At 63.1% G+C, this 14,537-nt stretch carries 12 protein-coding genes; 5 read left to right on the top strand and 7 right to left on the bottom strand.

Annotation, left to right across the window (positions count from 1 at the left end; genetic code table 11):
- Positions 1-3: 3 nt before the first annotated feature.
- The 6 genes from EN885_RS21845 to EN885_RS21820 form a co-directional block, all read right to left on the bottom strand.
- On the bottom strand, positions 4-1,011 hold the full coding sequence (locus tag EN885_RS21845) for an NAD(P)-dependent oxidoreductase (protein WP_128242663.1): 1,008 nt from the start codon (positions 1,009-1,011) through the stop codon (positions 4-6).
- Positions 1,008-1,454, bottom strand: coding sequence for an EamA family transporter (locus tag EN885_RS21840; RefSeq protein ID WP_095486719.1), 447 nt, complete (start codon positions 1,452-1,454; stop codon positions 1,008-1,010). The genes EN885_RS21845 and EN885_RS21840 overlap by 4 nt, the downstream gene beginning before the upstream one ends.
- A gap of 106 nt (positions 1,455-1,560) precedes the next feature.
- The gene (locus EN885_RS21835; RefSeq protein WP_127294364.1) at positions 1,561-2,928 is read right to left on the bottom strand and encodes an FAD-binding oxidoreductase; all 1,368 of its coding nucleotides are present in this window, start codon (positions 2,926-2,928) and stop codon (positions 1,561-1,563) included.
- A 2-nt stretch (positions 2,929-2,930) separates the two neighbouring features.
- Entirely contained in the window at positions 2,931-4,364 is a 1,434-nt protein-coding gene (locus tag EN885_RS21830; protein ID WP_128242693.1) for a UbiA family prenyltransferase, read from the bottom strand.
- A gap of 266 nt (positions 4,365-4,630) precedes the next feature.
- The gene (locus tag EN885_RS21825; protein WP_095486721.1) at positions 4,631-4,894 is read right to left on the bottom strand and encodes a hypothetical protein; all 264 of its coding nucleotides are present in this window, start codon (positions 4,892-4,894) and stop codon (positions 4,631-4,633) included.
- A 168-nt stretch (positions 4,895-5,062) separates the two neighbouring features.
- Positions 5,063-7,552, bottom strand: a complete 2,490-nt coding sequence (locus EN885_RS21820) for a mechanosensitive ion channel family protein (RefSeq protein ID WP_128242664.1) — start codon at positions 7,550-7,552, stop codon at positions 5,063-5,065.
- 218 nt (positions 7,553-7,770) lie between these two features.
- Here EN885_RS21820 and EN885_RS21815 point away from each other — a divergent pair, with 218 nt between their 5' ends.
- The 4 genes from EN885_RS21815 to EN885_RS21800 are packed head-to-tail and all read left to right on the top strand — an operon-like array spanning position 7,771 to position 12,923.
- Positions 7,771-9,030, top strand: a complete 1,260-nt coding sequence (locus EN885_RS21815) for a sarcosine oxidase subunit beta (protein WP_128242665.1) — start codon at positions 7,771-7,773, stop codon at positions 9,028-9,030.
- 11 nt (positions 9,031-9,041) lie between these two features.
- Positions 9,042-9,338 (top strand): sarcosine oxidase subunit delta, encoded by a 297-nt coding sequence (locus EN885_RS21810; RefSeq protein ID WP_128242666.1) that lies wholly within the window; start codon positions 9,042-9,044, stop codon positions 9,336-9,338.
- Positions 9,335-12,328 (top strand): sarcosine oxidase subunit alpha, encoded by a 2,994-nt coding sequence (locus tag EN885_RS21805; protein ID WP_128242667.1) that lies wholly within the window; start codon positions 9,335-9,337, stop codon positions 12,326-12,328. The genes EN885_RS21810 and EN885_RS21805 overlap by 4 nt, the downstream gene beginning before the upstream one ends.
- A complete protein-coding gene (locus tag EN885_RS21800) occupies positions 12,321-12,923 on the top strand; it encodes a sarcosine oxidase subunit gamma (protein WP_095486726.1) in 603 nt (200 codons plus the stop codon). Before EN885_RS21805 ends, EN885_RS21800 begins: the two co-directional genes overlap by 8 nt.
- A gap of 19 nt (positions 12,924-12,942) precedes the next feature.
- On the opposite strand, the gene EN885_RS21795 is transcribed toward EN885_RS21800, so the two are convergent.
- On the bottom strand, positions 12,943-13,647 hold the full coding sequence (locus EN885_RS21795) for a nitroreductase (protein WP_128242668.1): 705 nt from the start codon (positions 13,645-13,647) through the stop codon (positions 12,943-12,945).
- Positions 13,648-13,947: 300 nt separating this feature from the next.
- Here EN885_RS21795 and EN885_RS21790 point away from each other — a divergent pair, with 300 nt between their 5' ends.
- Positions 13,948-14,535: an XRE family transcriptional regulator gene (locus EN885_RS21790; RefSeq protein ID WP_128242669.1), complete on the top strand. Its 588-nt coding sequence runs from the start codon at positions 13,948-13,950 to the stop codon at positions 14,533-14,535.
- Positions 14,536-14,537: the final 2 nt, after the last annotated feature.

Raw genomic sequence — 14,537 nt, 5'->3', positions numbered from 1 at the left:
CCTTCACTCGGCGGGCACATGTTTGGCGGCGACGGCATGGCCGTCTTTCTTGGCGCGATATTCGCTGTAGGCGGCGATCAGCATGTCCTCGTCGCGATATTGCGGCACCCAGCCGAGTTGGCGCTCGGCCTTGGACACGTCGAGCACGCAGTCCTCGTCGGCGATCAGATACTGCTCCGGATCCATGATCGGCATGTTCAAGAGGTCGAGCAGGTCGAGCGTGCGCTTGACCGCCCAGCCCGGTGTCGGAATCAGGATCGACTTCGAACCGGCATGCCTGATCAGATCGCCGAGCAGTTTCCTGACCGGCGGCGGATTGAGCGAGCCGAGATTATAGGCCTCATCAGGCACGCCCGCCTTCCAGGCGGCGCGCGCGGCCTCGGCGCAGTCGAACACCGAGATGAACTGATAGGGGTTCTTGCCCGAGCCGATCATCGGCACCGGAAGGTTCCAGTCGATCAGCTTGAACAGTTTCTCGAGGATGCCGAGGCGGCCGGGGCCGATGATGAGGCGCGGCCGAAACAGCGAGATCGACATGCCGCGCTTGCGCCATTCGGCGGCCAGTTCCTCGGTCTTCTGCTTCGACCAGCCATATTCGCCGAGCGGCGCGACCGGATGGTCCTCCGTCATCGGCTGTGTGACCGTGTGGCCGTAGATCATGTCGGTCGTGTAGTGGACGAGCCTCGGAGCACCGGCCTTGTCCATCGCCTGCAGGATGTGCTCGGTGCCGTGGAAATTCACCGGGAAGAAGAACTCGTAGCGTTTGGCGCGCACCTGGATCGGCGATAGCATTTTCGCCGACAAATTGTAGACCATGTCGTCGGCCTTCAGCCCGACCGAAGCGACCGAGGCCGGATCGGTGACGTCGCAGCTGATAGTGCGGACCGAGCGGTAATGCGGCAGATCGCTTTTAGCGATATCGGCGACAACCACCTCCTCGCCGTCGGCCAGAAGTTTCGGGGCAAGGTGGCGGCCGACGAAACCGTCACCGCCGAAGATCACATGTCTCATCGAACGATCCCACTGTGAATCTTGTCGGACGAAAGGGAGGCCGTTTCCTCGTCATGCCCGCGCCCACCCAAATCCCGGCCACTTTGGGCGATCAGCACCGTGCCGACGCAGATGAAAGCGATGCCGGCGATACGCCAGCCATTGAGGTCCTCGCGGAAGACGAAATAGGCGAAGATCGCAACGGCGACATAGGCGAGGCTGAGGAATGGGTATGCGAAACTGAGCTCGACCTTGGACAGCACATAGAGGTGCGACGCCATCGAGATGACGAAGGTGCACAGGCCGAGGAAAACCCACGGGCTGAAGACGATCTGCAACAGCTTCAGCAATGGATTGGTGCCCTCGAAGGAAATCTGGCCGAGCGACATCATGCCCTGCTTCAGCATGAGCTGCGCAGCGGCGTTGGTCATGACCGTGAACAGAATGAAGACGATGTATTTCATGTCTTTTCCAGAGACCCTTCCTCGTTCTATTAAAAACCTGCAAACATTTCGTGAAGCACAGGAAAACTCGAAGAAAGCTTTACCTTATCGTTCCATTAACCATGAACTATTCGAATCTTATCGAATCCTCGGCTTCGGCGGGGTCGCGTCGCGCGTCGAGCTTTTTCGCCGTTCGCGCCCAGAAGCTCGACATGAAGGCGGGGTCGCGGATGGCTTCGAGGCGCTGCCATTCCGGAAAGGACGCGGCGAAAACGTCGGCACCCATTCGGGCGTCCTTGTAAGGATTGACCGCGCCACCGGCCTCGACGGTGATTTGGTCGAGCTCCTTCAGCAGCGCCAGCGTCGCCCGGCCACGGTTGGGAAAATCCAGCGTCAGCGTGAAACCCGGTCGCGGGAACGACAGCAGTGCCGGCGAGCGGATCGAGCCGAAGCGCTTCAAGACCGTGAGAAACGAGCCCTGCCTGGCTCGTTTTGCCGCCGCAAGCAACGCCGGCACCGCCCGGCGCGCGACGTCTTCCGGCACCACGCTCTGGTGCTGGAAGAGCCCGTTCGGTCCGTAGAGCCGGTTCCAATTGCCGACCCCGTCGAGCGGAAAGAAAAAACCCTGGTAGCCGACCCGACGCGGCGCCGTGGACCGGCCTTTCTTCCACCGGTAAGCGGCATTGAAGGCAGTCAGGAACGGCCGGTTGAGCACGTTGAATGGCGGCTGGAACGGCACCGAAAGATTCCCGCATGCACGCAAGGCCACATGGGAGCCATGCTCGGCGTGATTGCCGGTGAACAGCAGCCCGCGCCCACGGCCGTGGCCGCCGGCAAGCTGGTCGATCCAGGCCACGACGTATTCGTTGGCCTGGTCGGCCGCTTGGGCAAGCTCGAAGAACTCGCCGAGGTCGCGGAACGGGGTCGCCGTCTCGACGATGTCGAGCGATGGCACCCGCATCAGCCGGATAGATGCCGACAGGATCAGTCCGGTCAGCCCCATGCCGCCGATCGTTGCGGCAAACAGGCGTGCGTTGTCGGTGGCCGAGCAGTAGTAGGTCCGTCCATCCGATCTGAGCAGCGTGAAGGATTCGACATGGCAGCCGAAGGTGCCGCGCCGGTGATGGTTCTTGCCGTGAACATCATTGGCGATGGCGCCGCCGAGCGTGACGAACTGCGTGCCAGGAACGACGGCCGGAAAGAAGCCGTATGGCGCTGCATGGGCGATGATGTCGGGCAGAAGCATGCCGGCCTCGGCCTCCATCACGCCGGTCTCGGCATTAAAGGCGCGGATGCGATTCAGCGGCCGCATGTCGACGACCTTGCCAGCCTCGTTCTGGCAGGAATCGCCATAGGAGCGGCCGTTGCCATAGGCGAGCAAGGCGTTTCTTGTCGCCTTGCCGCCCTTCAGCAACGCAACAGCGTCGTCCGCCGGGATCACATCGAGTGCCGGCGGCGTGGCAAGGCCGAAGCTCTGAAAACGCTGCTTCGCCACGCCTACCAGCCTCCGGCGACCAGAAACACGGCGCCGATGAGCACGACGATCTGGCTGCGCCAGTCGCGAATGATGAAGACGACCGGATCGTCGTGCATCTCGTCGCGGCGGGCGAGTATCCAGACGCGCATGGTCAGGTAGAGCACGATCGGGGCCAGCGGCCAGACCAGCCAGGGGTGCGGATAGAGTTCGCGCACCGCAACGCTGTCCATATAGAGGGCCAGCACCAGTGCCGAGGAAAAGGCCGAGGCCATGCCCGCCTGGGCGACGATCTCCTGGTCTTCGGTGCGGTAGCCGCGGCCGGCAATGCGCTCGCCGGCTGGAATGGCGGTCGTGCGCAGCTCAACGAAACGCTTCACCAGCGCCAGCGACAGAAAAAAGAAGATCGAGAAGGCCAGCAGCCAGAACGAGACGTCGACGCCGGTCGCCGCGGCGCCCGCCAGAACGCGGATCGTGTAGAGACCGGCCAACGTCAGCACGTCGATCAGGAGCATGCGCTTGAACGACAGCGAATAGGCGGTGGTGACAATGATGTAGCCGCCGAGAACGCCGAGGAATTCGATCGGCAGCAGAAGCCCTGCTCCAACACCTATTGCAAGCAGCACCGCCATCGAACCGAGGCCGAACGGGATCGACAGCGCGCCGCTGGCGAATGGCCGGTTGCGCTTGGTCAGATGTTTGCGGTCGAGCGCCAGATCGAAGAAATCGTTGAGGATGTAGATGGCGGAAGCGACCGCGCTGAACGAGACGAATGCCAGCAAGCATTCCCAGATCATGTCGGCGTTGAAGTATTCGTGCGACAGCACCATCGGCACCGCGATCAGCGAGTTCTTCAGCCACTGATGAACACGCAGCATCTTGACGATGGTCCTGAATGTCGGCTTCGGCGCCGGCATCATTTCGGCACTGTGCGCGGCCTGCCAGCGCGCAGCATGGCGGTCGGGCGCGACGACGATTGCCGTGCGCGCGGCGTCGAATACGCTAAGGTCGTGCCGGCTGTTTCCGGCATAGTCGAAGCCGCCGTCGCCATAGGCGGCGACAAGCGAAGCGCGCTTTCTGCCTGCAGTCATGTTGTAGGGGCCATCGGTCGCCAGGACGCGGTCGAATATCCCGAGATGCGCGGCGATCGCCTCGGCGAATTTGCGTGGCGTGCCGGTCGCCAGCACAATCTGGCGGCCCTCGCCATGTTCAATGCGAAGGCGCTGAAGCAGCGTCTCGCGATAAGGCAGCGATGCAGGGTCGATCTCGACGCGTTGAGCGATGGCCTGCTTCAACTGCGCCGGCCCGCCGGCAAGCCAAAACGGCACGAGGAAGATATAGAGCGGATTCTTCTTGAGAAGGATGAACAGCCCTTCCCACAACAGGTCCGTCGCGATCAGCGTGCCGTCGAGATCGACCGCAAGCGGAATTGCGTTCCTGTCCGACCGCGCATCCATTTTCGTTGCCCTGCCTGAAAGCGCATGACCCCGAAAACCGATTTTTTCGGAAAGGATCATGCGCCGATCCAAAACCAGCGCCGTGCTTCGGCGTCTTCGGCTCGATATAGCGGGGAACAGCGCAGCGAACGTTAAAACGCCCAGCCTGGCTTGGCTTGCATGACGGAATTTCGCTCTTCATCGTTAAGCATCGATGACCCGAAACGATAAAAAGGCCGGGCATTCCCGGCCTTCGAAAGCAAGCAGTCAACGTTACTTCATGCGGGTTACTTGATACGGGCGACCCCGCCTGAGATTTCGATCGTTTCCGAGCCGGTCAGCGCCTCGAGGTCGCCATTCGGCATGGTAACGAAACACCCGCTCGGGCAGAATTCCGCGGTTTCGCCGGCGGCCAGCGCCAGCTCCGTTTTGCCACCGCCTTCGGTCACGACCAGCGTGCGGGTCTCGGCGTCCTTGTTGGTCGCGCTGGCGGCGAAGGCTGAACCGCCCACGGCAAGAAAAGCGATGGCGGCGACGAGAGACTTCCACATTTGCAATATCGGTGTTTCCACCGCCTCTGTTGCATTTCGCAAGGCATTCTCGCCCTTTGCATGTGAGCTTATATGAGATGCAAGCTGAACGGCAACTGAATGCCGCATTCATGCCGCATTTGGTTCTCGCTGCGCCGAGAGCTGGCATCAGCTGAATCTTGATAGATCCTAATCGGGATCCGGCTTGCGGATCTTGCGCCCGGATTTGGCCAGGCGTTTCGCCTCGGCCACGGCTTCCGCCTTCGCTTGCTCCTGTTCGGCAAAATCGACTTCGATCTTGTCGTCGTCGATCGGCCACGCCTCATGCTTCTTGGTCTCGACGACGGCGCGCGGCGCCGATGGAATTTCGATATGTTGGTCGGCGAACACATCGAGGACGGCAAACCGGATGTCGTTCTGCACGACGTTGCCGTTCATCACGTCCGCCAGGAACACGCGGATTTCGAATTCGAGAGCGACCGGCCCGAAATTGGTGAACAGCACGAAGGGTTCGGGATTCTTCAGCACCAGCGGATGGCCACGCGCGATCTCCAAAAGCGCAGCATGGGCCTGTTTTACGTCGCTGCCGTAGGCGACGCCGACCTTGATGTCGATGCGACCGAGCTTGTTCCGGTGCGTCCAGTTGCCGACGGCATTGTTGATCAGGTTTGAATTGGGCAGGATCACCGACTGCCGCTGGAACGTCTCGATCTCGGTAGCGCGCACGCTGATCTTCTTGACCGTGCCGCTGATGTCACCGGCGACGATCCAGTCACCGACCTTGAATGGCCGCTCCGCCAAAAGGATCAGGCCGGAGACGAAGTTGGAGACGACGTTCTGCAGGCCAAAGCCGATACCGAGGGACAGGGCGCCGGCGACAAGCGCCAGGTTGGAGAGATCAATGCCAGCCGCCGAGACGCCGACGAGCGCTGCGAGCGCGACGCCGGCATAGCCGACCGCCAACCGGATCGAGTTGCGCACGCCGGTATCGACCTTGCCGCGCGCCATCACCGAGCCGTCGAGCCAGCCCTGGAACCAGCGCGTCAGGAAATAGCCGATGATGAAGACAACGATGCCGCTCAGGATGCCGGTCAACGAGATCGTCACCGAGCCGATGGTCAGGCCCGTCGCCAGCTTGTAGCCCCAGGCCTGGATGTCGCCGGGCTGGAAGCCCCACATCAGCAGGATCAGCGGCAGGAATACCAGCACGATCATGACATTGATGGCGACGCTGACGACCAGGCCGAGCTGGTCGAGCGCGGACTCCTCATAGCTGGAATTGACCGACAGCCAGCGCCCGATCGACGTGTTGGCAAAGCCGCCTTCCTCGCTGATCGCCCGCGCCGACAGGAAGCCGATATACGCGGTGACCAGTATGGTGCCGGTGACCACGACCTGCAGCGAGACGAAGATGGCAAGGCCGATATAGCCGAGCAGCGCCGCGGCGATGGTGAAAAGGCCTAGCGCGAAGGCGGTGTACCGCAGCCACGCCGGCCAGGGCCGCCAGCGTCCGTCGGTGGCCTTGAACGGTTTCAGCAGCCCCATCAGGATCAGGATGACGCCAACGATGATGGTGGCGACAAAACTTCTGGCGATGGTCAGCGACAGCGGCGAGCCCATCTTGTCATTGACGACCGACAGGAAATTATTGATGCCGATAACCACCGCCATGGCCGTCGTCAGCCGCACCAGCCAGCGTGCCGGACCGGTTTCAACGGGTATGAGCCGCCAGTTCGGCAGCCGCGGCTCCAGCGCCGCATTGGTCAGCCGGTTGACGCAGAACACCACCGCTATGACGGCGACCAGCGCATTCAGGAATACACCGATATCGCCACGCAACACGTTGTAGTAGTTGAAAAAGAACACGGTCGAGACCAGGAAGACGCCGACCGCCAGCGTCGGCAGCAATGTCGACCAGAACGCCACCGACAGCCGGCTGAGATAGGAGGGGTCCTCAACGGAAGGGTCCGCTTCGAAGACACGCCCGAACAGACGCCGCCCACCGACAAAAAGCACCGCCGCCAGGGAAAGCGCCGTCAAGGTCGCGGCCAGCACGGCCTGGAACTTGAACTTGAAGGCGAAGGTCAGCCACGATGACACCGCCTTGTAGAAGCCGGCATATTCATCGTTGGCATCGGAAATGACCTTCGGGCTCAACGCATCGGACAGAACGTAGCGCTTGGTGAGCAGATTGCGAAACAGCTCGCTGCGCATGTTGGCGATCCTGTCGATGAGGCCGCTGATGCGGATCGACAGATTTTGCGCCGCGGCGATGACAGCATTGATCTCGGCCTTTTCGGACGCCAGCGCCTGGCGTTCGGTGGCCACGATATCGGGCTCGGGCGGCTGGCCCGCGGCCGGCGGCGCCCCGAGCTGATCGAGCCTTGCGTTGATCTCCGAAAGGCGCGGGCGGAAGGCAAGCGCGCTGTTCAGCGCACCTCGCGACATTTCCTCGAGTTGCAGGCGGATATCGACAAGGCTGGCGTCGTCGTCACCGTCCTGCTGGATTTTCTTTTCGAGATTGTCGGTCCTCGTCGTCAGGTCCTGGAGGATTTTCTGCTGGTCGGCGACCACTCCGGAGGGAGCCTGGTCAAGCCCCTGCGCCACCGCACCAAGCGACAGCGGCGCCGAGGCAACGATCGCCAGGACCAGAACGAAGCGGAGCAGTCGGAAAAGCATGATTGTTTGGCGACTCACAGGCAGCAAGGCGTTCTAAAGCTCGTCCTTGATAAAGACGCTCATACCAGGGAGCAAGCCGTCCCGCTCTGCCCGTCGATTTCGGAGTCGGCCAGTCGAAAAGCGATGGCGCAATATTGGCTTTGCGGCAGCGGCCTGCTCTATAGTGTGCCGCATCGCCCAAAACGGATGACAAAAAGCCAGAACGGATAATAAAAAGAATGGCGGAATATTCGGCCTTCTCGCTTCTCAAAAACGCGCTGACCGGCAACAAGGACTGGAAGCCGGCCTGGCGCAAACCGGACCCGAAGGCATCCTATGACGTGATCGTCATCGGCGGTGGCGGCCATGGCCTGTCGACCGCCTACTATCTCGCCAAGGAGCACGGCATCACCAATGTCGCGGTGCTGGAAAAGGGCTGGCTCGGCTCCGGCAATGTCGGCCGCAACACGACGGCCGTTCGCTCCAACTACCTGCTGCCTGCCAACACCCGCTTTTACGAACATTCGATGAGGCTGTGGGAGAACCTCTCGCACGACCTCAACTACAACGTCATGTTCTCGCAGCGTGGCTGCCTGAACCTGGCGCACACGCCTGCCCAGCTTGACGATCTTGCGCGACGCGGCAACGCTATGCGCCATCTCGGCGTCGACGCCGAACTGATGACCACGGCGGAGATCGCACGCCTGATACCGGCGCTGGACGTCTCAGGCGCGGCTCGCTTCCCGGTCGTCGGCGGGCTGATGCAACCGCGCGCCGGCACCGCCCGCCACGATGCCGTCGCCTGGGGCTATGCGCGCGGCGCTGACCGTCGCGGCGTCGACATCATCGAGAATTGCGAGGTCACCGGCTTCCTGCGTGATGGCGACCGCGTCACCGGCGTCTCGACCTCGCGTGGTGAGATCCGCGCCAAGAAAGTGGCGGTCGCGGTGGCCGGCAGCACCGGACGGGTCATGCAGCTTGCCGGCATCGAGACGATGCCGATCGAGAGCCATGTTCTGCAGGCCTTCGTGACGGAATCGCTGAAGCCGTTCGTCAATACTGTCCTCACCTTCGGCATGGGCCATTTCTACATGTCCCAGTCGGACAAGGGCGGCCTTGTCTATGGCGGCGATCTCGACGGCTACAACAGCTACGCCCAGCGCGGCAGTTTGCCTATTGTCGACGAGGTGATGAGCGAGATGCTGGCGCTATTTCCGGGTCTCGCCCGCGTGCGCATGCTGCGCTCCTGGGGCGGCGTCTGTGACATGTCGATGGACGGTTCGCCGATCATCACCACCGGCCCGCTGCCGGGCATGTATCTCAACTGCGGCTGGTGCTACGGCGGCTTCAAGGCAACGCCGGCGTCTGGCTGGTGCTTTGCCTGGACCATCGCCAAGGACGAGCCGCACGACTTCAACGCGCCCTTCACGCTCGACCGCTTCCATCGCGGCATGGTGATCGACGACAAGGGCCAGGGCGCGACGCCGCGGCTGCATTAGGTAAGACGAAAATGCTGATCACTTGCCCCTATTGCGGCCCGCGCGATGTCATCGAGTTCACCTACCAGGGCGACGGCAACCGCGAGCGCCCTCAGCCCGCCTCGCAGAATCTCGACGCCTGGAACGCCTATGTCTACGATCGGTTGAATCCGGCGGGTGACCACAACGAGATCTGGCAGCATTCCGGCGGCTGCCGCGCCCATCTCAGGGTCGTGCGCAACACGCTGACACACGATATCTCCAGCGTCGCCTTCGCGCGCGGCGACCACAAAGCCGCTGCGCGCCACAAGGCGGAGGGCAAGTCGTGAGCCCACGCCGCACCGATGCCGGTGGTCGGATCGACCGGCTGCGAACCATCCGGTTCACCTTCGATGGCGCGCCTTACACCGGCCATGCCGGCGACACGCTTGCCTCGGCGCTGCTGGCCAACGGCGTCACCTTGTTCGGGCGCTCGTTCAAATATCACCGCCCGCGCGGCGTGCTGACATCAGGCGTCGAGGAGCCGAACGCCCTGGTGACGGTGCTGCGGGGCGAGGTTCGCGAGCCCAATATTGCCGCGACCATGGTCGAGATCTATGACGGGCTGACCGTTGTCAGCCAGAACCGCTTTCCATCGCTGTCCTGGGATGTCAGCGCCGTCAATCAGCTCGGCGGCAAGCTTCTGTCCGCCGGCTTCTATTACAAGACCTTCATGGGACCCGCGATCGGCCCGCTGAAGAGCACGCGTTTCTGGATGTTCTGCGAGCATTTCATCCGCCGGGCCGCCGGTCTCGGCCGCGCCGGGACTGCTCCCGACACGGCGCGTTATGAGCGCATGAACGCTTTCTGCGATGTGCTGGTGGTCGGCTCAGGTCCGGCCGGGCTGATGGCCGCCAGGGCCGCCGCCGATCAGGGCGCGCGTGTCATCCTCAGCGAGCTCGAACCGCATTTCGGCGGCTCGGCCAACTGGTCAGGCGAGACGATCGACGGCATGCCCGGGGCGGACTGGGCAGCGCGAGCCGCCGGCCAGCTCGAAGGCTATGACAATGTCCGCCTGCTGCCGCGCACCACGGTCTGGGGCTATTACGACGGCAACACGCTCGCTGCGCTTGAACGGGTTACCGACCATAAGGAGAGACCAGGCAAGGGCGAACCGCGCCATCGCTACTGGACCATTCGCGCCAAATCGGTGGTTCTGGCCACCGGCTCCTTCGAGCGGCCGCTGGTGTTTCCGGGCAACGACCGGCCGGGTGTGATGCTGGCGCATGCCGGCGAGCGTTACGCCAACGAGTACGGCGTGCTGCCGGGCCACAGGATCGCGCTCTTCACCAACAATGACAGTGCCTATCGCTCCGCCCTTGCGCTGAAGAAGGCCGGTGCGGCGATCATCGCCATCGTCGACGTGCGGCCGGAGCTTTCGAGCGAGATGCGCGAGATCGCCGACGAAGCGGAAGCCAAGATTCTTTCCGGTCACGCCGTGGTCGCCACCGAAGGCGGCAAGGCGCTGTCCGGCATCAAGGTGCAGCGCTTCGACATGGTCAACGGCGCGCTTGCCGGCGATCCGCGCAGCATTCAAGCCGACTGCCTGCTGATGTCGGGAGGCTGGTCGCCGACCATCCATCTGGCCAGTCAGGCCGGTGCCAAGGCGGAATGGAATGCCGCCAGGCAAGCCTTCCTGCCACCGAAGCCAACCCAGCAATGGATTGGCGCCGGCGCTTTCACCGGCAGCTTCTCCACCGCCGAGGCCATCGCCGAAGGTCGCGCCGCCGGGCTTTCGGCGGCCGGCGGGACCGGCGCACCAACGGCCTTGCCGGTCGTCGAAGCAGCACCCGGCGATCCCGACCCGGCGCCTGTGTTCGAGATCAAGGCCGATGGAAAAAGCTTCGTCGATTTCCAGCACGACGTGACCGCGGAGGATGTGCGGCTGGCGCATCGCGAAGGCTTTGTCTCGGTCGAGCACCTGAAACGCTACACCACGCTCGGCATGGCGACCGACCAGGGCAAGAACTCCAACATACCCGGCCTCGCCATCATGGCCGAAGCGCTGGGCAAGCCGATCCCCGAAGTCGGCACGACACGCTTCCGCCCGCCCTTTTCCGCGGTGTCTATCGGCTCGCTCGCCGCAGAACGCTTCGGCGACCTGAGGCCAGAGAGGCTGACGCCGATGCATGACTGGCACGTCGCCAATGGCGCAACCATGTATTCGGCCGGCCTCTGGTATCGCCCGATGATTTATGGCCATCCCGGCGAGACGATCGAGCAGGCCTATGTGCGCGAAGCCAGGGCGACGCGCGAGAGCGCCGGCATCGTCGACGTCTCGACACTGGGCAAGATCGCCGTGCAGGGTCCGGACGCAGCGGAATTCCTCGATCTGGTCTACACCAACATGTTCTCGACGCTGGCCGTCGGCAAGGCCCGCTACGGGCTGATGCTGCGCGAGGACGGCCTCGCTTTCGACGACGGCACGACGTGGCGGCTCGGCGATCAGGGCTTCCTGATGACCACCACCACGGCCAATGCCGGCAAGGTGATGCAGCATCTGGAGTATTTCCTTGACGTTATCTGGCCGGAGCTGAAGGTCCACGTCACCTCGGTGACCGACGAATGGGCGGGTGCCGCCATCGGCGGACCGAAGGCGCGAGCCATTCTTGCCGCTTGCATCACTGGCACCGCCGTCGACAACGCCACGCTGCCTTTCATGGGCATCGTGCACGGCAAGATATCAGGCGTGCCGGTGATGATCTGCCGGCTGTCTTTCTCCGGCGAAATGGCCTTCGAAGTTTACTCCGGCGCCGGGTACGGCACCCATGTCTGGGAAGCGTTGATCGAAGCCGGCAAGCCGTTCGGACTGGTGACTTACGGGCTCGAGGCGCTGGGCACGATGCGTATCGAGAAAGGCCACGTCACCGGCGCCGAGATCGACGGCCGAACCACGGCGCGCGACCTGCATCTCGACTGGATGCTGTCCAAGAAAAAGCCCTTCATCGGCTCGGCGATGATGGATCGCGAGGGGCTGATCGCTCCCGGCCGGCTGGAACTCGTCGGTCTGATTTCGCTGGACAACCAGCCGCTCAACGGCGGCGCGCACATCGTCGAGGCGCTTGACGAAGCCAATCCGCACGATTCCATCGGCCACATCACCGCTTGCTGTTATTCGCCGGCGCTCGGCAAATACATCGCGCTCGCTTTGGTTAAGGACGGCAAGGCACGGCGCGGCACGCGTGCCCATATCTCCGATCCCCTGCGCAACCGGTTCGGCCCGGTCGAGATCGTCTCCAACCACTTCTTTGATCCGGACGGGAGCCGCATGCATGGTTGAGCGCCAATCACCGCTTGAGCTGGCACCGCTTGAGCCGGAACTGCGCACCGGCTCGCACGGCGATTTCGAACACGGCATCGATGTCATCCTCTCCGAAACCAGGCCGGGATCGATCCTGCAGCTCGCTGCCTGGCCGGGCCAGGAGAAGAAGTTGATATCAGGCATCCGCACCGTTACCGGCCTTGCTCTGCCCGATGGCGCCGGCGCCGGCAGCACCGACGGCGTGAGGTCGGTGTTCGGCTTCGCGCCGGGAAAATTCACAGTGGTCGACGGGGCCGAAGGCCTGGCATCAGCCTTTGCCAATGTCGTCACCCCGGCGATCGGCACGGTGACCGACCTGTCGCACGGCCGCACCGCGATCCGCATCGCCGGACCAAAGGCCGAATGGGTGCTGGCAAAACTCTTCGCCATCGACTTCGCGCTGCCGGCCTTCCCGGTCGGCGCCGGCCGCTCGACCATGCATCACGACGTCTTCGCCCAGATCCAGCGCACCGGCGCCGACCAGTTCGACATCTATGTGTTCCGGTCGTTTGCGCGCTCGTTCTGGAAGGCGCTATGCCATGCCAGCGAGGAAGTCGGCTACGAAGTGCAGTAGACCGAGGCGACGCGTCACCTCACTTGGCGAACGTCACCCACTCTTCCAGCGGCGCGCGGTCGGTGCGGAACTCGTTTTCGGGCTTGGACGTGTCCTCATGGCCGAGCGCCATGCCGCAGACGACGATCTCCTCATCGGGGATGTTGAGCACCGGCCTGATCTGCTTGTGATAAGGTGCAAAGGCCGCCTGAGGACAAGTGTGCAGGCCCCTGCCCCGTGCCGCCACCATGATGTTCTGCAGGAACATGCCGTAATCGATCCACGACCCCTTGTTCAGCCGCCGGTCGACGGTGAAGATCATGCCGACCGGCGCGTCGAAGAAGACGAAGTTGCGGTCGTGCTGCGCGCGCATCCTGTCGACCTCGCGCCGGCCGATGCCGAGCACGCCGTAGAGGCCGAAGCCGTTCGCCCGCCGCCGGGTGAGATACGGTTCGAAGAACTGGTCCGGGTAGTAGCGATACTCGTCCCACTCGGCCTTTTCGGCGCGGATACCGGAATTGAGGATGGCATCGGTGATCCGCTGCTTGACCTCGCCCTTGGTGACGTAGACCCGCCAAGGTTGCATGTTGGTGCCCGAAGGCGCACGAGCCGCTACAGCGAGAATGGCGCGGATCGTCTCGTCGTCGACCATATCGGGCAGGAAGGCGCGCACCGAACGGCGCGACGTGATCGCCTCGTCGACGATCGCCGCATCCTTGGCGATCCGGGTGTTGTTTTCCAGCATGGGCCGTCCTTAGCGCATGGCCCCGGAAATCGGGATCGGTGTCCGGAAGGATCATGCGCAGTCTAGAAAATGACAGAGCGTCCTTTGCGCGTCCAATTGGACGCGCGGCGCGCTATCGTGGGTCTCGACCGGACGCCCTCACTCGCCGTTCGTGGCCGAGCCTTTGCCTGAACCGTCAAAATGGCGCAAGCAAATCTTGTAGCCTCATGAAAATGCCCTTGATTTTTTCACGAACTTGACCCCTCATGAAATTTGCCCGAAATTTTTCACCAAGGGGAATTTTTCAGTAAGAGAAATGGCTTGACCTCAACCGCCGTCAGATCGGAGCAGGAAAATCGCGAACGGCTGCTGGCCGGCGATATCAGGGCTCTGCGCCGGGCGCGCGGGCTGACGCTTGCCGAGGTCGGCCTGAAGCTCGGCCGCTCCGTCGGCTGGGTCAGTCAGGTCGAGCGCGGCCTGTCGATACCCTCGCTCAGCGATCTCAGGGCCTTCGCGGAATTGTTCGGCGTGCCGGTCAGCCTGTTCTTCAGCCATGACGTGCCCGTCGAGAACGAGCGCGGCGTGGTCGTGCGCGCCGGCAGCCGCCGCACGCTTGGCACAAGCGATTCCGGCCTGGTGGAGGAGCTTCTGTCGCCCGATCTCGGCGGTAGCTTCGAGATGCTGCGTTCGGTCTTCGCGCCGGGTGCGGAGCTAAAGACCGAGGCGCGCCGGCCGACGGAGGAAGCCGGATATGTCGCTTCCGGCAGCTTCGACATCGAGGTATCAGGTGTCTGGCACCGGCTTGGTGAGGGCGACTCCTTTCGCTTCGACGGCAAGCCGTTCCGCTGGCGCAATCCTGGAGCGGAGCCGGCGGTAGTCATCTGGGTGGTTTCACCACCTGTTTACTAGAG

Source organism: Mesorhizobium sp. M6A.T.Cr.TU.014.01.1.1 (assembly GCF_004022765.1).
In the GTDB taxonomy this organism is placed as follows: domain Bacteria; phylum Pseudomonadota; class Alphaproteobacteria; order Rhizobiales; family Rhizobiaceae; genus Mesorhizobium; species Mesorhizobium mediterraneum.
Note: the sequence above shows the minus strand (reverse complement) of the source record. Positions and strands in the feature narration are given on the sequence as shown.

Coding starts and splice junctions, on each gene's coding strand:
- EN885_RS21845 (WP_128242663.1), bottom strand. CDS start 1,011: ATGAGACATGTGATCTTCGGCGGTGACGGTTTCGTCGGCCGCCACCTT.
- EN885_RS21840 (WP_095486719.1), bottom strand. CDS start 1,454: ATGAAATACATCGTCTTCATTCTGTTCACGGTCATGACCAACGCCGCT.
- EN885_RS21830 (WP_128242693.1), bottom strand. CDS start 4,364: ATGGATGCGCGGTCGGACAGGAACGCAATTCCGCTTGCGGTCGATCTC.
- EN885_RS21825 (WP_095486721.1), bottom strand. CDS start 4,894: ATGTGGAAGTCTCTCGTCGCCGCCATCGCTTTTCTTGCCGTGGGCGGT.
- EN885_RS21820 (WP_128242664.1), bottom strand. CDS start 7,552: ATGCTTTTCCGACTGCTCCGCTTCGTTCTGGTCCTGGCGATCGTTGCC.
- EN885_RS21815 (WP_128242665.1), top strand. CDS start 7,771: ATGGCGGAATATTCGGCCTTCTCGCTTCTCAAAAACGCGCTGACCGGC.
- EN885_RS21810 (WP_128242666.1), top strand. CDS start 9,042: ATGCTGATCACTTGCCCCTATTGCGGCCCGCGCGATGTCATCGAGTTC.
- EN885_RS21800 (WP_095486726.1), top strand. CDS start 12,321: ATGGTTGAGCGCCAATCACCGCTTGAGCTGGCACCGCTTGAGCCGGAA.
- EN885_RS21795 (WP_128242668.1), bottom strand. CDS start 13,647: ATGCTGGAAAACAACACCCGGATCGCCAAGGATGCGGCGATCGTCGAC.